Source organism: Acetobacter thailandicus (assembly GCF_011516655.1).
Taxonomy (GTDB): Bacteria; Pseudomonadota; Alphaproteobacteria; order Acetobacterales; family Acetobacteraceae; genus Acetobacter; species Acetobacter thailandicus.
On sequence record NZ_WOSV01000001.1, the window covers coordinates 181,538 to 201,540 of the forward strand.

Here is a 20,003-nt window from a genome sequence, read left to right on the forward strand (position 1 = left end):
CATGGACGCAGCAGCAATCAGTGCAATTCTTGGCGTAGCCGGAACTGTTTTCGAGCTGGCAGAGAAATACGGGCCGGAGATTTACGAGACGGTGATCAGCGCGATCAATCAGACCAAGTCAGGCACCGGGCCGACCACGGCAGAGCTTGAGGCAATCTTTGCTAAATGCAAAGCCGACAACGAAGCCATTCAGAGTGCCTGACTTTGAACTTGGCATGATAGTCGGTGGTGGCGGGGTAACTCTCGCCATCACCTTGCTGGCTATCGTGTGGCGCATACTCGTCGTAAAATCTGACTTCTGGCGCAATGCTGAAGATAAGTAAAACTGACAGTGTAATTTAAAAAATCATTTATCCCAGTTAACTTTATTACACATAAAAATTTGACAAAATATACTTTTCTTTAATTTTAAATGGCAACGAGTTAGGTGCTATTTAACAGATCTGACATCCACAAGAGGAGGTGAAAATGCCTATAATCGTCGCCGGGGTTGGAGGATCAACAACCTATCCGGATGATACAGATCTAGCATCAATCGCAAATATTCAAGCTGCAACATCAGTAACCGTTACTGGCTCAGGAACCGTAGTTAATACTGAAGCCCTGGCAGCACTCTCAGCCCTCAAAACATTAACAGTAACCGACGGGGCTACTATTGTTGATAATGGCGGTCTGGCAAGCATATCAACTTTAAGTAAAATTGAAATAAATGGCGGAACTTATGAAGACACAGGAGGAGCAATCAATGTAAACCTTCTAAGTGATATAGTAATAGGGCCCACGGGAGGCGTTTTAAAAATAGATGCACCGTCACTTGTAGGTGTATCACTAACCACTCCAATTTCTTATGTAGATAGTAGCGGCAATACTACAAGTACACCCCCTAAAAACTTCGTACTTGATCTTCCATACCTTACATTTAAAGACCTTATTGGAACAACACATTATATTCCAATTGATGTAACATACAATGGAACGACAACTGTAGTACAGGATAATACTGGACTTGTTACTCAACTATTAAGCTCTCTTGGAATTAGCTTAGTAACCCGTACAATTACACTTGAAGGCAACCCTTTCGACTTAACAAGCGGACAAACAAAAGAATATACCGGAAGCACTTCCAGTTCTGATGCTATTATTTGCTTCTTAAGTGGCTCTATGATTGATACTCCATCAGGTCTGGTTGCCGTTGAGGACTTATCAGTTGGAGACCTCATAAATGTATATGAAAATAATAAACCTCATATACGTTCCGTAAAATGGTCAGGGTATGCACACTGCGCTGTAAAACCAGAAAAGCCTGATGATATGGCTGGTTATCCGGTGCGAATTCTGAAAGATGCCATTTCCCCTGGTGTACCGTTTAAAGACATGCTGATTACTGCAGAGCACTGCCTGTTTTTTAACGGTACTTTTATACCGGCACGTATGCTGGTGAATGGCCGTTCGGTTTTTTATGATAAATCCATCACTTCTTACACTTATTATCATATTGAAACAGAATCTCACTCGGTGATCATGGCTGATGGCATGCTAACCGAAAGCTATCTGGACACAGGAAATCGCAGAACTTTCCAGCAGAAAAGCAGTGTTTTCATCTTCAACGAAAATACAAAAAGCTGGGAGAACGATGCTGCCGCTCCTCTGGATGTATCACGCGAACGGGTAGAACCCATTTACCGCCAGATTGCACAACGTGCAGATAAGATGCTCCTGCCCATTCAAAGCAATCTTCAAATATTAACTTCTGAAAGCAACCTGCATCTTCGTTCAGCTGCCGGACACGTTATTAAGCCGCTCCGTAATATTGAAAATCATACCCTTTTTATGATTCCTGGCAATATTAACACAGTTCAGATTGTCTCAAACAGCAGCAGACCGTCTGATACACAAGGTCCATTTGTCGATGACAGGCGTAATTTGGGCGTGCTTATAGGTAAAATCTTTTTTTCCGAGGGCAATACAAAAAGAGAAATCACACATCACCTGATCGACGAAGATCTTGAAGGCTGGCATAGCCTGAGCCACCCATCCTTACGCTGGACAAACGGCTGTGCTTATCTACATCTGGGGCCACGCGAACCCGGGAGTATTGGCCTGCTGTCAGTCAGCATTGAAGCTGCCGGCCCTTACTGCATAACGCATGAAGAACTCAACCTGGCAACAGCATAGCACTATCAAGGATCTGGTGATGCTTTGTCACCAGATCCTTTTATACGGGTGTGATACAATTATCGAGAAAAACATAGGAGATTCCCGCAACAACGAAAACCAATACAGAATTTCACCCTAAATATGCCAGACGCCATAAGATTAATAAATCTCATATCCGAGGTAAAAAATTTTATCTGTTTTGTAAAATGCAAAACCCGAACCATAAAATTATCTTTAAAAACGTAAAAAACTACCATTTTTTAAATCAAATGTATGTCCGCAATCCACATCGCAGCAAGCTTCATCTTCTATCTCAAAGAAGGAGTCCTGAGCCTAGAAGATGTTTGGTAAAGGTGATGAAGCCATCACCCGGACAGACCGCTTGCCCTCCATATTTGAGGGTAACTTAAACCTGAAAAGCCTGTTGAAGCTCGGTTACAAAGACTCGCAGTTTTGGCGTCATAACCGGACCTGCGTTATAGAGCAGGTGCATGGGCCTGTCCGGAACTGTCCACCTGGGCATAAACCGGACAAGCCGTTTGCTTTTAATATCAGGAAGCAGGGCCTGCTCATATCCCAGCAGAATGCCATCGCCAGCAAGTGCTGCAGAATGCAGAACACTTGAATCATTACTGATTATCCGCCCGGAGACGGTCACAAGCCGCGTAACGCTCCCTTGAGAAAAGTGCCAGGTCGTTACAGGGCCGCCGGAATTTTCATATATGAGACACTCATGACGCATCAGATCTTCGGGCTGCCCTGGAAAACCGTGTTTTTCCAGATAGGTCTTAGCCGCACAAATGACCCGACGATAGGCCGTCAAAGGACGACTGACCGCTGTAAGGTCCGTCTCCAGTTCACCAATTCGGATCACAGCCTCATGACCATCCATTGTGGGATGAACCAGTTGGTCTGTCAGTGACAAATGGACTTGAATTTCTGAATATTTTTTTTGAAAATTGTGAACAAATGGCAGGAATACTGTTCGCCCGAAGGTGACGGGTACACTGACAGATAATATGCCACGCGGTGTGCCAAGCGTATTGGCTGCCAGACTGTCCGCTCGTTCAACGGTCTTCAGAACCAGGCGACACTGCTCGCAATAGAGCCGTCCTGTTTCAGTCAGACTTTGCCGACGTGTGGTCCGATGTAACAGGCGAGCACCAAGGTGATGCTCCAGAGCCTCTATATGTTTAGCGACCATCTGCGGCGACAAAGTCAGCTGCTGGGAGGCCGCAGCAAAGGACCCCAGTTCCACGACCCTGATAAAAATCTTCATGCTGGTTAAACGGTCAAGCATTCATCATCCTCAGTTGTGACTGATGTCTCATATCGACAATTTATCCAGCAAAAAAGAAGAATATACTGAAGGCTTCGAGTGATTGGTAAGCCCGGTTCTGAAGGAGACTTTTGAAATGCCTGTTTATCTTGTTCGCATGGAGCACCCTGACGGCGAGGGATGGGGACAGCATGTCGCAGCACACGTGTTGTATCTCAGGCGCCTTATACAGGAAGGCAGTCTGCTGGCCTCTGGTCCGTTGCAAGGCACCCCATTGCGCTCCGGCTTTCTGATTATGAAAGGCGCCGGTCGACAGGAAGTTGATGCGATGATTGCCAGTGATCCCTTTGCATCAGAAGGTTTGATTTGTGAGCTGCGCATTGAAGAATGGGACCCGCTTTTCGGGTGTCTGTCAAACCATGCAACAGGCGTACTCCCACAAGACTTGAAATCTCTTTTCCCTTTATGACAACAGTGCTGTATTTCTTTGAGAAATAAAAACGAAAGGGAGGCTTATGCTTCTGAACGATCTTCAGTGGTATACTGTAGGGGATGCCCGCATTCTGAAAATACAGGACCTGACGCTGAAAGCACTCTCTCCTGAACAGCTACTTCCTGACTGGAATAATGCAACGGCACTTCAGGCCTATCCCGACCTGCCTGAAACGCTGGATGCCTCAGAAAAGAAAGTCCTTTTGAGCGTTCATAGCTGGCTCGTCGAGGATCGCGGCCGGAAAATTCTTGTGGATACGGGAGTTGGAAATAACAAGGTCCGTCCTGCTGCTCCGCATTTCGATCATTTGCAGACAGTGTGGCTTGAAAATTTAATGCGCACTGGCGTCAGGCCTGAAGACATCGATTTTGTTCTTCTTACCCATCTGCATGTCGATCATGTCGGATGGAATACACGCCTGAAAAATGGCATCTGGGTTCCGACCTTCCCGAATGCCCGATATATTTTTTCCAAAGCCGAATACGATTTTTTCAGCAATCCTGCTCATGATAGTGCCCGTAATAAAACCAGCTTCATGACACGCATAGATAGCGTTGATCCGATTGTTTCGGCAGGTCTTGCAGATCAGATTGACGTAGACGGATCCGAAATTCTTGAGGGAATTTCCTTTCATTCCACACCTGGACATACGCCACATCACGCATCTCTTGTGCTGAAATCTGGTATGGAGCGTGCAATCTTTACGGGAGATGTCATGCATCACCCTATGCAAGTGCGTGTTCCGGAGTGGAGTGCCGTTTTTGATGCAGATCCCCAGACAGCCATCGTATCGCGCAAATGGGCTTTGAATTACGCTATTGAACACGATGCGACAGTATTCACATCACATTTCCCGATGACATCTGTTGGCAGAGTTATGACAAGTGACCAAAACATGAGCTGGTCCTTCCTTTAGAGCCACCATTACGCTGGCATGTTACGTCATCCAATAAGTCTTTACGAAGAGGGCATAACTGAAGATGCCGCTTGACCACTACTGCTGACGTCAGCACAATCATCCGTGCCTAAAAAGACAGCGATGCAGGTATGGTGACAACCTGCGGTCTCTTTGGAGACAGTCACGCCTGAGCAGGTAAACCTGCTCCTGACCATGGCCGGGCACGACGAGGATTGGCCTCGTCTGTGGTCGGTCGTCGTTGTCCATGTTGCGACCGGCTCGTGTCCGTCTCACCAACGGAAAGGCACAGCTATGAAGCTAAACCACATCAACCTCTACAGCCACGATACTGAAGCTGATCGCGCAATGTTCGAACAATATTTCGGCCTGCGAACTCTCGTTGTGCGTGGAACCAAAATGGCCATCATGCAGGATGATGACGGGCTGGTACTAATCGTCAATCATTTCGCCAAAAAACTCGAAGACTTCAGTTACCCCAGGCAACCCGACATCATGCACATTGGTTTCATACAAAAGTCTCACGAAGACGTCGATGCTCTGTATAAGCGTCTCAGTGCGGATGGCTGGGAGGTGCATGCTCCATGCGACACACATGGTGCATGGTCCTTCTACTTTCGAGCAAAGGGCGGCTACTTCATCGAAGTAACGACATTGACGCCGTTTCGACCCAGAGAAGCGTATCAGGGAAATCCACAATCATACCCGGCATGAGGAGTGCAGTATCAGTGCTAAGGGGTTGTGAAGAGCACTCATATGTTCAAGATGATTTCAATCAATTCCTTCATCTCGAACTTAGGTATTAGATAAAAATATCAGGGCGCCTGAGGAAAACAGGCTGACCTTCATTGGCAAGCTCGTTGAGTCATAATCTCTCGCTGACTTCAGAAGATTAATGCGTCCTGCCCCTGGTATTACAGTCGCATTTTACACCTGACCGCCATGCTCAAAATAACGAGCCGGTGTTTTACCGAGCGCTTTTTTAAACATCTGAATAAATGCCGTAACCGATTCATAACCTAATGCTTCAGAAACCTTCTGAACGGCAACTCCTTTAGCAAGCTCTCGTAACGCTATAATCAGCTGAAGCTGCTGACGCCAGCGGCCGAAGGTCAGTCCGGTCTCCTGTACAATCAGTCGCGCGAGAGAGCGTTCGCTCAAAGCAACACGCTCGGCCCAGATTGCCATTGTTGCTCTGTCAGCAGGGTTACTGGTGAGCGCTTTTGCTATTTCCCTTACTTTCGGATGATCAGAAACGGGCAGGTTCAGCCGCTCCTCTGGCATAAGGGTCAGTTCATCAAGCAGCACTCTGACAAGTCGAGCTGTGTGACTATTAGCGCTGTAGTCAGAGGAAAGACCTGCAAGATGAAGAATCATCTCACGTACAATAGCTGATATTCCCAAAGTGCAGCAATAATCAGGTAAAGCAGCAGCACCGGGTTCAACAAATAAAAAAGCAAGGTGAGCATTATCTGTTGCACGATTGCTGTGTACCACCCCGCCAGGCACCCATACACCACAATTGGGAGGTACGATCCAAATACCATTGGCAGCTGTAAAAGTTACCGCACCATGTAACGCAAGAATAAGCTGCCCCTTACGGTGCGTATGTGCCGGAGCATCAAGTTCATAACGCGTAAACTCCAGACTGAGCGCGATGGCTGGCTGGTAAGATGTATCGGGATCAAAATCTTCAGGAGCAATCTGAGAGGGCAACATCGTTATTCTGTTATTTTTGGCAGGATAAAATGATTATCAGTCATTATATCGCAATTCATATAAGCGAAAAATAGCTATAACAGTGAAAGAGCCCTACGGCACCTACACTGGAACAGATTTTTTATGAAGAAAAATTTCTCATCATTCATGGTATCGCGACCAGTGCTTCTTATCACCGGTATTTTGCTTATTGCCACCAGTCTGCGCGCGCCCGTTACAGGAATTGCGCCTTTACTCACGATGATCCATAAAACTTTCGCACTGACCACCTTCGCAACTGGCACACTAACAACCCTGCCACTGCTGGCTTTTGCTTTTGCATCACCCTTTTGCGTGTTGCTGGCAAGGCATTATGGTCTTGAACGCAGCCTGATGCTGGGCCTGGTGCTTATTACATCTGGTATTTTTATAAGATCATCCGGAACAGTCTCGATGCTATTTGCCGGTTCAGCTGTTATCGGGCTGGGTATTGCTATTGCTAATGTTCTTCTGCCTGCATTGCTGAAACGAGATTTTCCCAAAAATATTACAACGTTAACCGCTGTCTATGCTTTTGTTTCTGGCGTAGCGGCAGCTGTATTTTCAGGTTGCGTTGTACCTCTTGCCACTCTGCCCTCTTCAAACTGGATGCGTGCCTTAGAGCTTTTTGCCATTCTGCCTTTACTGACAATTGCTGTCTGGCTACCGCAACTACGTAACCATACTCAGCCAGTTGCCGAAACTGCTTCTCCACAGACGTTTCACACGAAAATATGGCAATCTTCTCTGGCATGGTATGTCACGCTATTTCTGGGTCTTAACTCACTGATTTATTATACAGTCATTACCTGGCTGCCCAATATTCTGACCGCAGCAGGCTATTCACTTCAGGAAGCGGGATCTCTTCATGGACTAACGCAGCTAGCCACGGCCATTCCGGGTCTGGTGCTTGTACCCACACTACACCGCTTTAAAAACCATAAAGTCATGGCAGCCGGGACGACCATCATTACAGGCATTGCTTTACTGGGACTACTTTGCTGGCCGCATCACGCGACTATCTGGACAACGCTTTTTGGTTTTGGCACCGGAGCAAGCTTTATTATGGCTTTATCTTTTATTAGTCTCAGAGCTGGTACTGTACGCCAGGCAAGCGCTTTATCCGGGATGGCACAAACCATTGGCTACACCATTGCCGCAGCGGCGCCACCACTTGTTGGTGCACTGCATGATACATCCGGCAGCTGGTCTGCCCCTATCGCCCTGTGTATTACAACCTGCGGCATTATGGCAGTATGTGGATATGCAGCGGGTAGTTCGCGCCAGCTATAACCATATTATTTACCCTCATATCTGACCAGAGACGACAAAACATGGCAGGCAGAATTCGGCCCGCTGTCTGAAGCCATTCAGCGGGCAACACAGTGTGCAGAAAGCTCGTGAAAAAAGACTAGGAGCGCTGCACTTCAACACCCGCTGCAATGCACACCATAGCCTTCACAGGTTTCATGCTGAAAAACGTAATACGACTGCTCATACAAAGTAAATAACACCCTCCAGGAGGAGAGTGCCGCGATGACAACATGGCCTTATTGTACGACAGGACTGTAGCCAGCACACGACTGGTGCTTGGTTGTTCATGTTTCCTGCATATGCGATCCTCCCTCGAATTTTATCTTGGAGCATCTTCCGGCTCAGCCCGGAGGACTCCTGATTCCAGAAGGACAGTCTCGTGGATCTCAGCCAGAAAATTGCAGATTACGGCGCTGATGCCGTACGTTTTTACGCCAGAATGGCAAAACTTGATTACGATAATGAAGTCCGGGAAGAATTTGTAAGCTCATGGATAGCGAGGAAGCTGTTCGAGAACGATGGACTAACTGTTCACGTCGAGCGGGAATACACCAGGATAATACGAGATCTTAAGAACGAAGTGACCTCGACAGATATTTCCAGTATGGGAGGCTGGCGCGCAGATATTGCCATTTACGGCCCTGACGGTTCCCCCCTGTCGATCATCGAAGTCAAGATCTGCGATGAAGGCGACCGTGGTGGCACGGCAGTATTGAGAGACCGTGAAAAAATCAACGTGCTCAGTAAGCGGGTAAAGATTGATACCTATCTTGCTATCCTGCTCACGGACATTAATGACACAAACAAATGCGCTGATCGTCGTCAGTGTCTGGAGAAGAAGCTGCCCGGAAGCTTCACGGGCGACAGTGGAGCAATTCGTGCACTGAACGGGGAGTGGGAATGGCAATTTTTGGCCGGAAAGTGGTGAAATCTTTCACCTTCCCTTCCTTCTCTGTTTTCAGGGCAGGGGGTATGATCCTGAGATCGTAGAACGCAGCCCTTTTATCTTCGGGTGCCTTACATGGTTAAACCACGAGAGGCTCTTTGTTGCAGAGAGAGTGGTTATGATTCACAGGCCTACCGATGAAGGATGAGCCTGTGAGTGACGTATTTTTGCTTTCTGAACACCAGATGGAGCAGATTTAGCCGTTTTTCCCTCTGGTGTAATGCTTGAGTGAAGCTGTGTATAACTTCGGTATCTGTGCCAGATCCGTGCCGCTTTATGCGGATGATAATTTTATATAATATAATAAAATCAAATATTTATATAAAATAATAACTACCTTGACATGGTAGGGGTCGTAGGTTCAATCCCTGCTGCGCCCACCATTCCTGTCGCAGAAAACTGGGTATTTTTAAGACATTCCCCAAAAATTTATTACCAATACTAACCTAAATTCATTCATGGCTATTTGGTATCATATGAAATGACTGACTGATGACGCCATGTTTGGTTCTGCCTTTGCAAAAACAAGAACCGGATCATGCAGAGATTCCGCCTTCCCGGCGACTTTCAGTTTTGTATCTCAGTGTTGTCTGCCGTGTTGTCTGCCGTTCGTAATTTCTTTATTCCATCCGCGAAAATATCATCCTCTCTCAGCAAACATATCCATCGTCTTGAGGCATTCGTCCAACACAACAGCACGAGCCCTCTTTCAGCCCGATACTTCCCCGCTCCGCGGCTTCCTCAACTCTTAAGACTTAATAAGAAAGAACCCTTCCGCTTTAAAATTATGCGTCTTTACACAGAGATTAAGGCCGGGCATTTATAGAACCTTGAGTAGTAAATCATAGTAACTACTATAAGGGTAAATCCAAAACCTGAATGGCTAGTGCCATGTTATTGTCGAGGCTATCACGTATTCAGTTTCTTAGTATCAAACCGACTTTACAGCCTGCAAACAAAAACCAGGAATAGAGCCTTTTTTATCGGGACTTGAAAATTAATATTTTCTCACATTAGATTACGAAGTAATTATAAAGAATATCAGAAGGCGGGCTATTAAATCTCATCTGGTTATTCTTCTATGACCCGCGAAACGTATATTATGGGCGCATATACATCATTACCACTTTGATCATTATGAAGCTGCACACAGGAGTGTGTTTTTATATTTTTAAACTTAATGAAGCAAAAACTCAGCACATACCACACTCAATAAACAGGGGCGGCGCGTGACCACCCCTGACAAATATGCTCAGGCTTCTAAACCACCATCCACTGGCAGGGCTGCACCCGTAATATAACCGGCTTTAGGGCTGGCCAGGTAAGACACCATGTCAGCAATGTCCTGCACCGTGCCATAGCTGCCGGTTGCTGTAAAACTGCTAATCAGCCTGGCAGACTCACCTGTAGCTGGGTTCAGATCTGTGTCAATCGGGCCCGGCTCAACCACATTAGCTGTAATACCGCGTGGCCCGAGGTCACGGGCAACACCCTGTGCAAAACCACGCAGCGCAGCTTTTGTCGCCGCATAAAGTGAAACACCAGGGAAAGGCGCACGCGCACCAAAAGCAGAGCCAATGTAAATAAGGCGACTGCCTTTTGTCATGTGCTTCACAGCTTCTGATGTTTCAACCATCACACTGCGCACATTCAGGTTAAGCACCTGCTCAATCTGCTCAACGCTCATTTCATCAATCGGGCCATAAGGATAAATACCGGCATTACACACCAGCACATCAAGACGACCAAAGATTTTCACTGTCTCAGCAATAACGTGCTTATTGCCGGCTACTGAGCCACCATCAGCCTGGACAGGAACAATTTTACGGCCCGTAGATTTCAGCTGTTCAACTGTCTCCAGCGCAGCTTTTTCATTGCGGGCATATGAAAAAGCGACATCATACCCATCTCTGGCCAGCTGCCCGACAATGGCTGCGCCAATACCACGACTACCACCAGTCACCAGGGCTACGCGTGTTGTCATCTTCACTCTCCTTCGAAACGATTACAGGCCAAGCATCAAAGCAATATTCTGCAAAGCAGCACCCGATGCACCTTTACCAAGATTATCCAGACGTGCCGTCAGCACAGCCTGCCGGCTATGCGTGCTGCCATGCACACGCAGCTCCATGCCGTCATTGCCCGCCAGTGCGGAAGCCGACAAAGAGCCCTCAGCCGGCAAAACCTTAATTTTATCCTGTCCGGCATAATGAGCCATCAGAGCTGAGTGCAGATCTTCAGTTGTCACATGGCCTTTAAGGTCATCAAGATGCAGCGGCACTGACACAATCATGCCACGTGGAAAATGCCCAACTGACGGTACAAACACAGGGCGGCGCTTCAGCCCTGCATGAAGGTGAATTTCTGGCACATGCTTATGCTCAAGCCCCAGACCATACAGTTCAAAAGCCGGGCCGCCCTCCTGCTCATGCGCCTCAATCATGGCCCGGCCACCGCCTGAATACCCGCTGACAGCATTAATACTGACAGGATAATGAGCATCCAGCACACCAGCATCAATCAGCGGGCGCAGCAGAGCAATCGCTCCGGTTGGGTAACAGCCGGGATTTGAGACACGCTGTGCCGAGGCAATTTTCTGTGTCTGACCTGGCGTCAGTTCAGGCAGACCATAAACCCAGTCAGACGCTGTACGAAAAGCAGAACTGGCATCAAGCAGACGTGGTGCACCTGCACCCTCCTCTGCCATCATCTCCGCAGCTTCGCGTGAGGCTGCATCAGGCAGACACAACACAACCAGCTCTGCCGCCAGCATCGCCTCCTTGCGGGCTGCCGGATCTTTACGATGTGCCGGGTCTATCGTGTGCAGCTGCACAGGCAGGTCCACAAGGCGCTGTCTGATCTCAAGGCCTGTTGTGCCAGCTTCACCATCAATAAAAATAACCGGATTCTGCGTCATGCCGTATGTCTCTGTGAGGTGTGTCGAAAAAAAACCCTCATACTCTGCTCAGCATCAGGATCGTTGTCTTGTCGGCAGACTATTCGTCATGCATCTTCCTGGCATTATAGGGTGTGACGCTCCGCAGATGAAGAGGGCAACGGAAATAAGAGCCATCTGCACAATGCAAAGGGCTACAGCCCTCGGGAGCTTGCACAAAGTATCATGAGAGGAAAGGCACTCTTTATGGCGTCAGAACACTTACCTGCCTCTGCCAGCGAAGCGGAGCAGACTGCTGCACAGGAAATAACACGTCTGGCAGCGTTAATGGCACGACTGCGTGACCCGCAGGGCGGCTGCCCATGGGACCTGGAACAAACCCCCCTGACCATTGCCCCCTATGCTATTGAAGAAGCCTATGAGGTACTCGATGCCGTTGAACGGCAGGACTGGCCTGCCTTTGCTGATGAACTGGGAGACCTTTTGCTTCAGGTGGTCTATCAGTCCCGCCTGGCAGAAGAAGCTGGTCTGTTCTCGCTGGCCACAGTAGCCCGCTCTGTCACTGAGAAAATGATCAGACGCCACCCTCATGTCTCCTTCAGTCGTGATGTACTGGGAAAGGAAGCTTTTGAGGAAACCGATACAAAACACAGAGCTGACACTGACCTGCCTGCTCAATGGGAGAGTCTCAAAGAGCTGGAACGACAGAAGCAGGGCGTGTCATCCGGTGCGCTGGCAGGTGTGCCGCCGGCTCTGCCTGCTTTACTGCGCGCCTCAAAAATTGCAGGGCGGGCCGCACGCGTCGGGTTTGACTGGCCGGATGTCGGAGGTGTTGTCGCCAAGGTTCATGAAGAAATGGATGAATTTTCGGTTGAAATGGCAGCCGGTGACAAAGATCGTATGCAGGATGAGCTGGGAGATGTGCTGTTCTCTCTGGCCAGCCTGGCCCGCCGCCTGAAGCTCGACCCTGAAGCCTGCCTGCGCCAGGCCTGCGATAAGTTCACCCGTCGTTTTGAAGCCGTTGAAGCCAGGCTCTCAGCCCGGGGGCTGTCTATGCAGGACAGGCCGGTTGAGGAACTGGATGAGCACTGGCAGGCTGTAAAAAAAGAACAGGGCTGACACACAAATTATATATCTGTGCGCACCTCTGACTGACCGCTTCTTTTAAGCAGCAGCAGCGCAAAGAGAAAGACTGCTATACCACCGAGAGAGAGTAACGCCCCTCCCTGCCCCAGCGCACCATAACCAAAGTGCCTGGCCAGCAGGAAACTGCCCATTGAGGCACCAAGTGCATTCGCGATGTTAAAAGCGGAGTGGTTAAGCGATGCGGCCAGTGTCTGGGCATCTCCTGCAAAATCCATCAGACGGGTCTGCAAAGCAGGTCCCAGCCCGTTCACAAACACCGCAATGGCCAGCATATCCACCAGCAAAGCAAACTGGTTATGCAACACAAACGGAAACATCACCATAGCCACGGCACTACCGGAAAGAGACAATAAAGCTGCAAAATTAATACTGCGGTCAGCCAGCCATGCCCCAAAATTTGTGCCGCTCAGCATAGCAACACCCCAGGCGACCATAAAGCCCATCACTTCCCACTCTGGCACGTGTGTCACCTCAACCAGAACCGTTGTCAGATAGGTGTAAATACCAAACATGCCTCCAAACCCGATCGCCGCTGTCAGCAGGGTCAGCATAACCTGCACATTACGCATCACGGCAATTTCACGCAGTGGAGAATTTTTCCGGTTTGGCCAGTCAGCAGGAATACAAAACCACACGCCGGCAAATATACATAAACCCAGCAGGCCTATTACCAGATATGAAACCCGCCAGCTGGCATGATTAGCCGTAAATGTTGCCAGCGGAGCCCCAATAAGCGTTGAAATCGCAATACCTGACAATACCTGCCCTACGGCCTGACCGCGCTTTTTACGCTCTGCCATAGAAGCGGCAACCAGAGCCGAAATACCAAAAATAGCACCATGAGGCAGACCGGTAACAAAACGTGCAGCCATGACAGCCGAAGGCGATGAAAGAGACACGCACAGAATGTTACCAAACGCAAACAGCAAGAACAGCAAAAGCAGCAGTTCCCTGCGCGACAGGCGCGCGCCAAGAATGGTGATCAGCGGAGCACCAATGACAACCCCTATTGCATAAGCCGTGATTGCATACCCGGCTGATGATGCAGAAAGTCTGAGGGATTCGGCAAATTCCGGCAGCATGCCCATAATGGCAAACTCACCTGTGCCGACAACAAAAGTGCCTGCCGTCAAAATCAGCATAGCCACTAATCTGCCATGAGGGGCCTCAACAGGAGGCATAGCACTACTGATGGGCGGTATCGGTTCTGAGGACATAAACAGAGCTCTGATGACATAAAAAGAAGCGGCAGCTCAAAATATATTGCTACCCGCCACAAAGAAGGGCTGTGTGCCTATCATCTTTTTCGTCACCATTCGAGTCTGAGACGTAACGAAAAATGCCCGGCCACAACAGACCGGGCATTTTTACAACATTTTTCCTGACAATTAAAAAACTTAGACTGCTTTTTTAGCAAGATAACCCACCAGACGACGAGAAAAAGCATTCACGTCTTTAGGAGGTTCACCGTTCTGGATGCTTGCAACATCAAGCAAGATCAGTGCCAGCTCATCAACCGACTGACCCGCCTTAGCCATATCTGCCAGATGATGCACTACAGGATGTGCTGGATTCAGCTCAAGAATCGGTGTCACGCCGGGCATACTCTGATTGCTGCGCTGCATCAGTTTTTGCAGCTGCAGGTCAGGTCCTCCTTCAGGGGCTGTCAGCACCATCGCGCTGTCAACCAGACGGTTCGTCGCTCTGACATCTGAAACCGCTTCACCCAGAGATGCCTTGAGAGCCGGAATAAGGGCTTCCATTTCAGCTTTCTCAGCATCACTCTCAGCTGATGCACCAAACTTCTCAAGGTCACTCTGCCCCTGCGCCACATTACGCAGCGTTTTTCCTTCATAAGAGGACAAACGATCAGGCCAGAATGAATCTACAGCATCAGAAAGCAGCAGAACCTCAATACCACGCGCCTTGAAACCCTCGATCTGAGGTGAGGTCTCAAGAGAGGCTGCACTATCACCTGTCAGATAATAAATTGCTTCCTGCTCAGGCTTCATGCGACTGATATAGTCATCAAACGAGGTCAGCCCCTCAACAGCACTGGAACGGAAACGACACAGTGCTGCAACTTCATTACGATGCACCGGGTCATCCCACATGCCTTCTTTCAGAACCGGACCGAAGTTCTCCCAGAAAGAGGCATAAGACTCGCTGTCTTTCGCGCGGGTTTTCAGCTCAGACATAACTTTGCCTGTGACTGCTTTACGAATACGGACCAGAACAGGTGTTGCCTGCAGCATCTCACGTGAGACATTGAGAGGCAGGTCTTCTGTGTCAACCACACCCTGCACGAAGCGCAGCCAGGGCGGAAGAATCTCTGCTTCATCCGTAATAAACATACGGCGCACATGCAGTTTCACGCGGCTTTCGCGGGTCTGTTCTGCAAATTCAAAGGGGCGGCTGCCTGGCACAAACAACAATGCTGAAAATTCAATTGTACCTTCAGCACGCCAGTGCAGGGTGTCCCACGGTGTGTCGAAATTATGCGTTGTATGGCGGTAAAAATCGTTCAGCTGTTCCTCAGTAATCTCGCTGCGTGGCTTCAGCCACAGCGCGGTTCCTTCGTTCGCTGCTTCTTCTTTCCCTTCACGCATAATGGTCACAGGCCATGAAATGTGATCAGACCATTTTTTAATTATGCTCTGCAACCGCCATGGATCAAGAAACTCGTCCGCATCCTCTTTAATATGGAGCGTAATATCTGTGCCGGGCTTATCTCGCGTAGCAGGAGAGAGCGTATATGCGCCCTTACCTTCTGAGGTCCAGCGCCATGCCTCGTCAGAGCCGGCACGGCGTGACACAACATCAACCTTATCTGCCACCATAAAGGCTGCATAAAAGCCAACACCAAACTGACCAATCAGACTTGGGCGATCTTCTGGTTTTGCATTAGACAACTGGGCACCAAAAGCGCGTGTGCCAGAACGGGCAATAGTGCCAAGGTTGGCAACCAGCTCGTCGCGGGTCATACCGGTGCCATCATCGCTGATAGTCAGCGAGCGGGCCTCTTTCTCAGGGTTAATGCGAATACCTGCGCCGTCTGGCAGGGAAAGAGCACCATCTGTCAGAGCTTCAAAGCGACGCCGGTCAGTGGCATCAGCCGCGTTAGCGACCAGTTCGCGCAGAAAAATCTCACGCTCTGAATAAAGTGAGTGAACAACGAGGTCGAGCAGGCGCCCTACTTCTGCGCTAAATTCCCGTGTTTCGGTTCCTGCTGCGCTGCTGGCTGCATCTGTCATAATCATAGATCTCCGCGTTTTGCGTCCTGTATGCATCACAAGCACAAAAGCCCCTGCCCGCAGGCCAGAAGCTTTCACCTTCTGCATCACAGGCAGAGATGAGGAGAGAAAAGAGAGTTTTCAATATGCCTGTTTCATGTTTCTCTGACTTTATTCTCTTTTAGCCTGCTCTGCCTTTATATGAGGCCAGCCAGGGCAAAGAGTAGCACGCAAAAACAGAGTAGATCAGCCCACACATTAAAGGCCCGAACATGCTGCAACATCTCAAAGCTCTGGTGCACAAATGGTTTCGAAAGGCGACGGGCCGTAATCCTTCTGCCGCAGGCAACCCTCCACTGGCCGTTTTTACAATGGCTTATAATGAGCATGATATGCTGCCCCTGTGGGCACAACATTACATCCGTCAGGTCGGGGCAGGACACGTCTATATTCTTGACCACGGAAGCGATCATTTACCGCCTCTGCCCGGATGCAGTGTTATAACACTCAAACGGGATGAACTGGATGAAATTGAACGCACAAAAATCGTTGAAAATTTTCAGCAAAAACTTCTTCAAAACTATCGCTTTGTCCTGTTCACTGACTGCGACGAATTTCTGATTGCCCGGCCTCAACAGTACCTCTCTTTGCGCGATTATGCACAAAACTGCCCTTACAAAACGGTACAGTGCGTTGGTGTTGATATTATACAACAGGAGGCGGATATGCCACCTGTCCGGTGGCATCAGCCAGTCCTGCACCAGCGCCCTTATGGCGCCATACGCCCGTGGTCATGTAAGCCCTTACTGTCATCTGTACCTTTATCCTGGCAACCAGGTTTTCACACATGCGATCAGCCTGCGACACTCGACACCTGTCTTTGGATGATACATTTAAAATATGCTGATCAAAAAAGAACATTGCAGAGATTATCTCTGACACGATCTCTGCAATGGAGCCAGCAGGCAATCCGACTCAGGCACGGAGACTCTCACCGCATCAGCGATGAGCAACTTATTGATTTTTTCAATATTTTTCAAAAAAATAAATCTGAAAAAAACCTGGATAAACTTGACCTCAGAAATATTATACAGTCCGGCCAGGAAAGCAGCCTTTACCGCATTCCCCATGAATTTATAAATTCACTATAAAAATTATCCGATATTATCTATCTTTTTTGCTACTTTATATACCGTCTCTCTCAGCCAGCTATGCACGGGGTCATTATCCCGTCGGGGGTGCCACGCCTGAAACGCATCAACATAGGGCAGCGCAAAAGGATAATCAAAAGTCGCCAGTCCCGTTTCTGCTACCGGGACATGATTAATAACCATATCGGGTAGTGTTACAATCAGATCAGTATAACGGATGCTATCAACCATCGCTTTGTAATTTGGCACAACAAGAACAATGCGTCGCATTAAGCCATATTGCTCCTGCAATATTTTATCTATCGGGCCGCGGGCACGCCCTCTGCGCGACACACTGATATGATCATAATGTGTCAGGCTTTCAGGTGTAATGCCTTCCTTAAAAATGGGATGATCCTTACGCACAAGCGCCTTCATCATATTATGAAAAAGTGTCTGACGTCTTATCTCTGATTTGAGCATATCTGTAGCTCCGATATAGAGATCTACAGAATCCTTACGCAAGGCAAGGTCGGCCTCATCATCAAATTCAGGAGCAAAAACCAGCTCGCAGTTCGGGCAGTCACGCCGCAGGGCTTCAAGCAAAGGCAGCGCCAGGACAGAAATCACCACATCATTCGCCCGAATAACAAATTTAGGCGACATAAGATGAAGGTTATCAAGCACACGGGTTTCAACCAGTGTATCTGCAGCTCTTACAACCTCCTGCACCCGGTTTAAAATACCCAGAGCAAAGGCGGAGGCAATCAGATGGCGTCCGCAGGGCACCAGAAGGGGATCACCGAACACAACACGCAACTTAGCCAGGTGACGGCTCATAGCCGGTTCACTGACGTTCATACGCTGCGCTGCCACAGAAACACTCTGTTCTTCTATCAGAACCTGAAGGAAGCGCAGCAAATCAAGATCATATCCTCGCATGCCGGCACCTTATCATTACACCTAACGAAAATGAAATTTATAATCATTCCGGAAAGTGGAATCCTGAAATAATCAGAATGAGGGTTTTCTTCATTTAAGTTCCAGTGATTATTCCACCATCTCTCTTCAGACCACCGGAAGCCGGAAAATCACTATGGACGCAGCTACAACACATATCAGTCCTGCCCCTGAGGCTGCTGCGCCTGTTATCCATGCGGCCCCTCCTGTGCCCTCCTACATCCCGCCTTTTGGGCTGCGTACTGTTATCGGGTGCCTGGGGGTACTGATGGCAGTACATATCGTAGGGTTTAACGAACACGTCACACAAATCGGCCTGGCAGATATCAGGGGAGCCATGCACATAGGCCACGACGAGGGCACATGGTTTATCACTATATACGAAGCCTTTAATATTGCCTCTATGGCCTTCACCCCATGGTTTTATGCAACTTTTTCTATTTATCGTTTTGCCATTTTCATGACGGCGATTGCCGCTTTACTGGGCATCCCGGCCCCGTTTATGCCTGATGTCACCTCGCTGTGCGTGCTGCGTGCTTTTCAGGGGCTGGCATCAGGTTGTCTGCCCCCCATTCTCATGACGGTCATGCTCAAATACCTGCCACCTCAGATCAGAGTATTCGGCATTGGTGGCTATGCCATGAGCGCAACATTTGGCCCCAACCTGGGTCTGCCTCTTGAGGCATTCTGGTTTGAGCATGTTGGCTGGCACTGGCTGTACTGGGAGGTTATTCCTATGTCTGCCGTCGCTGTTGCAATGATGGCTTATGGCCTGCCCCGTGACCCTGTGCATCTGGAACGCTTTGAAAAATTCAACTGGCTTGGTGTGTTAACCGGCCTGCCTTCCATCTGTGCGCTGGTCACAGTGTTGTATCAGGGTGATCGGCTTGACTGGTTTCGTTCCCCGCTGATTATCAACCTGACATTCTGGGGTATGGCTGCTTTTATTGTTTTCGTTATTAACGAAGCCTATCACCCCAGCCCTTTCTTTAAGGTGCAGTACTGGAAATCCCGCAATATTCAGTCTGCTCTGCTGTCGCTGATCGGTATCCTTGCTATTTGTAGTCTCCTCTCAGAAATACCGGCGACATACCTTGAAGAAATAAGAGGCTACAGACCTATTCAGACTGCCCCGATTTCTCTGGTTGTGGCTCTGCCACAGCTGATTATGCTGCCTCTGATTGCCGCCATCTGCAACAGTCGCAAAGTAGACTGCCGCTATATTCTGGCAGGCGGCATGCTGTGCTTAGCCGCAGCATCATGGCTGGGTACCTGGCTGACACCTGACTGGGTGCGTGACAATTTCTACATTATCCAGATCCTGCAGGTCTTTGGTCAGCCTATGACTGTCATCGCTACACTGATGCTGGCAGCACTAACCCTGGGGCCGGCAGATGGTCCTTACATTTCGGGTATGGTGAACATGCTTAAAGGGCTGGCTAATGCCGTGGCTTTTGCCATTTTCTCAGTCATGACACGTCGTCGCGAGCAATATCACTCTGCCATGCTGCTCGACCATCACGGGAATAATGGCCTGGCTTTGCAGGGTATGGGCAACCCGATTGGTCAGCAGCTTTCAAATACATCGCCCGATGCAGGGCATGTCACCCACAATACACTGGAGGTTTTTCATACCTTCATCCACGAGCAGGCACTCGTGCTCGGACTGGCAGATATTTACTATGTCCTTATCTGGGTCTGCCTGTTCTTTGCTGCGCTTAATCTCATCCTGCCGCGCCGCATTTACCCGCCCAGCGCCCCTGCTGCGACGGCCCCTGCACACTAACTTTTGCGGA

The 20,003-nt window shown here is 48.9% G+C and carries 18 protein-coding genes; 11 read left to right on the forward strand and 7 right to left on the reverse strand.

The features are described from left to right. The first annotated feature begins 1 nt into the window (after position 1). From GOB58_RS00885 to GOB58_RS00890, 3 genes are all read left to right on the forward strand, one after another. Positions 2–202: a hypothetical protein gene (locus GOB58_RS00885; protein ID WP_086555360.1), complete on the forward strand. Its 201-nt coding sequence runs from the start codon at positions 2–4 to the stop codon at positions 200–202. Then, on the forward strand, positions 195–323 hold the full coding sequence (locus GOB58_RS13180; protein WP_265792665.1) for a hypothetical protein: 129 nt from the start codon (positions 195–197) through the stop codon (positions 321–323). Before GOB58_RS00885 ends, GOB58_RS13180 begins: the two co-directional genes overlap by 8 nt. A 145-nt stretch (positions 324–468) precedes the next feature. Then, positions 469–2,175, forward strand: a complete 1,707-nt coding sequence (locus tag GOB58_RS00890) for a Hint domain-containing protein (RefSeq protein ID WP_173559075.1) — start codon at positions 469–471, stop codon at positions 2,173–2,175. A 388-nt stretch (positions 2,176–2,563) separates the two neighbouring features. Here GOB58_RS00890 and GOB58_RS00895 read toward each other — a convergent pair whose 3' ends face one another. Continuing rightward, positions 2,564–3,457, reverse strand: coding sequence for a LysR family transcriptional regulator (locus GOB58_RS00895; RefSeq protein ID WP_173559076.1), 894 nt, complete (start codon positions 3,455–3,457; stop codon positions 2,564–2,566). Positions 3,458–3,572: 115 nt separating this feature from the next. On the opposite strand from GOB58_RS00895, the gene GOB58_RS00900 reads away from it, so the two are divergent. The 3 genes from GOB58_RS00900 to GOB58_RS00910 all read left to right on the forward strand — a co-directional run bounded on the left by GOB58_RS00900 (position 3,573) and on the right by GOB58_RS00910 (position 5,559). After that, positions 3,573–3,905, forward strand: coding sequence for a YciI family protein (locus tag GOB58_RS00900; protein WP_173559077.1), 333 nt, complete (start codon positions 3,573–3,575; stop codon positions 3,903–3,905). A 52-nt stretch (positions 3,906–3,957) separates the two neighbouring features. Continuing rightward, entirely contained in the window at positions 3,958–4,845 is an 888-nt protein-coding gene (locus GOB58_RS00905) for an MBL fold metallo-hydrolase (protein WP_173559256.1), read from the forward strand. Positions 4,846–5,139: 294 nt separating this feature from the next. Continuing rightward, positions 5,140–5,559 (forward strand): VOC family protein, encoded by a 420-nt coding sequence (locus tag GOB58_RS00910; RefSeq protein WP_173559078.1) that lies wholly within the window; start codon positions 5,140–5,142, stop codon positions 5,557–5,559. A gap of 213 nt (positions 5,560–5,772) precedes the next feature. On the opposite strand, the gene GOB58_RS00915 is transcribed toward GOB58_RS00910, so the two are convergent. Beyond that, positions 5,773–6,564 (reverse strand): AraC family transcriptional regulator, encoded by a 792-nt coding sequence (locus tag GOB58_RS00915; protein WP_173559079.1) that lies wholly within the window; start codon positions 6,562–6,564, stop codon positions 5,773–5,775. A 123-nt stretch (positions 6,565–6,687) separates the two neighbouring features. Here GOB58_RS00915 and GOB58_RS00920 point away from each other — a divergent pair, with 123 nt between their 5' ends. Further along, positions 6,688–7,875 (forward strand): MFS transporter, encoded by a 1,188-nt coding sequence (locus GOB58_RS00920; protein ID WP_242005177.1) that lies wholly within the window; start codon positions 6,688–6,690, stop codon positions 7,873–7,875. 400 nt (positions 7,876–8,275) lie between these two features. Then, complete coding sequence (locus GOB58_RS00925) at positions 8,276–8,824, forward strand: hypothetical protein (RefSeq protein WP_086555323.1); 549 nt, start codon at positions 8,276–8,278, stop codon at positions 8,822–8,824. A 1,270-nt stretch (positions 8,825–10,094) separates the two neighbouring features. Here the strand turns inward: GOB58_RS00925 and GOB58_RS00930 are convergent. Beyond that, entirely contained in the window at positions 10,095–10,826 is a 732-nt protein-coding gene (locus GOB58_RS00930; protein ID WP_086635771.1) for an SDR family NAD(P)-dependent oxidoreductase, read from the reverse strand. Positions 10,827–10,847: 21 nt separating this feature from the next. Further along, positions 10,848–11,759 carry an N-acetyl-gamma-glutamyl-phosphate reductase gene (argC, locus tag GOB58_RS00935; protein WP_086554246.1) on the reverse strand — a complete coding sequence of 304 codons (912 nt, stop codon included), beginning with the start codon at positions 11,757–11,759 and terminating at the stop codon, positions 10,848–10,850. A 225-nt stretch (positions 11,760–11,984) separates the two neighbouring features. On the opposite strand from argC, the gene mazG reads away from it, so the two are divergent. After that, on the forward strand, positions 11,985–12,857 hold the full coding sequence (gene mazG, locus GOB58_RS00940) for a nucleoside triphosphate pyrophosphohydrolase (protein WP_233133322.1): 873 nt from the start codon (positions 11,985–11,987) through the stop codon (positions 12,855–12,857). Positions 12,858–12,865: 8 nt separating this feature from the next. On the opposite strand, the gene GOB58_RS00945 is transcribed toward mazG, so the two are convergent. Further along, a complete protein-coding gene (locus tag GOB58_RS00945) occupies positions 12,866–14,101 on the reverse strand; it encodes an MFS transporter (protein WP_086554249.1) in 1,236 nt (411 codons plus the stop codon). Positions 14,102–14,281: 180 nt separating this feature from the next. After that, a complete protein-coding gene (gene htpG / locus GOB58_RS00950) occupies positions 14,282–16,138 on the reverse strand; it encodes a molecular chaperone HtpG (RefSeq protein WP_173559080.1) in 1,857 nt (618 codons plus the stop codon). Between the two features lie 251 nt (positions 16,139–16,389). On the opposite strand from htpG, the gene GOB58_RS00955 reads away from it, so the two are divergent. Beyond that, positions 16,390–17,268, forward strand: coding sequence for a glycosyltransferase family 2 protein (locus GOB58_RS00955; RefSeq protein ID WP_173559081.1), 879 nt, complete (start codon positions 16,390–16,392; stop codon positions 17,266–17,268). Between the two features lie 3 nt (positions 17,269–17,271). Here GOB58_RS00955 and GOB58_RS00960 read toward each other — a convergent pair whose 3' ends face one another. Next, positions 17,272–18,189: a LysR family transcriptional regulator gene (locus tag GOB58_RS00960; protein ID WP_086554251.1), complete on the reverse strand. Its 918-nt coding sequence runs from the start codon at positions 18,187–18,189 to the stop codon at positions 17,272–17,274. Between the two features lie 154 nt (positions 18,190–18,343). Between GOB58_RS00960 and GOB58_RS00965 the strand changes: the two genes are divergently transcribed. Continuing rightward, positions 18,344–19,993, forward strand: coding sequence for an MFS transporter (locus tag GOB58_RS00965; protein WP_173559082.1), 1,650 nt, complete (start codon positions 18,344–18,346; stop codon positions 19,991–19,993). Positions 19,994–20,003 lie beyond the last annotated feature (10 nt).

Bases quoted from the DNA above. Each gene is read 5' to 3' on its own strand.
- GOB58_RS00885 (WP_086555360.1), top strand. From the start codon at position 2: ATGGACGCAGCAGCAATCAGTGCAATTCTTGGCGTAGCCGGAACTGTT.
- GOB58_RS00890 (WP_173559075.1), top strand. From the start codon at position 469: ATGCCTATAATCGTCGCCGGGGTTGGAGGATCAACAACCTATCCGGAT.
- GOB58_RS00895 (WP_173559076.1), bottom strand. From the start codon at position 3,457: ATGCTTGACCGTTTAACCAGCATGAAGATTTTTATCAGGGTCGTGGAA.
- GOB58_RS00900 (WP_173559077.1), top strand. From the start codon at position 3,573: ATGCCTGTTTATCTTGTTCGCATGGAGCACCCTGACGGCGAGGGATGG.
- GOB58_RS00910 (WP_173559078.1), top strand. From the start codon at position 5,140: ATGAAGCTAAACCACATCAACCTCTACAGCCACGATACTGAAGCTGAT.
- GOB58_RS00915 (WP_173559079.1), bottom strand. From the start codon at position 6,564: ATGTTGCCCTCTCAGATTGCTCCTGAAGATTTTGATCCCGATACATCT.
- GOB58_RS00920 (WP_242005177.1), top strand. From the start codon at position 6,688: ATGAAGAAAAATTTCTCATCATTCATGGTATCGCGACCAGTGCTTCTT.
- GOB58_RS00930 (WP_086635771.1), bottom strand. From the start codon at position 10,826: ATGACAACACGCGTAGCCCTGGTGACTGGTGGTAGTCGTGGTATTGGC.
- argC (WP_086554246.1), bottom strand. From the start codon at position 11,759: ATGACGCAGAATCCGGTTATTTTTATTGATGGTGAAGCTGGCACAACA.
- mazG (WP_233133322.1), top strand. From the start codon at position 11,985: ATGGCGTCAGAACACTTACCTGCCTCTGCCAGCGAAGCGGAGCAGACT.
- GOB58_RS00945 (WP_086554249.1), bottom strand. From the start codon at position 14,101: ATGTCCTCAGAACCGATACCGCCCATCAGTAGTGCTATGCCTCCTGTT.
- htpG (WP_173559080.1), bottom strand. From the start codon at position 16,138: ATGACAGATGCAGCCAGCAGCGCAGCAGGAACCGAAACACGGGAATTT.
- GOB58_RS00955 (WP_173559081.1), top strand. From the start codon at position 16,390: ATGCTGCAACATCTCAAAGCTCTGGTGCACAAATGGTTTCGAAAGGCG.
- GOB58_RS00960 (WP_086554251.1), bottom strand. From the start codon at position 18,189: ATGCGAGGATATGATCTTGATTTGCTGCGCTTCCTTCAGGTTCTGATA.
- GOB58_RS00965 (WP_173559082.1), top strand. From the start codon at position 18,344: ATGGACGCAGCTACAACACATATCAGTCCTGCCCCTGAGGCTGCTGCG.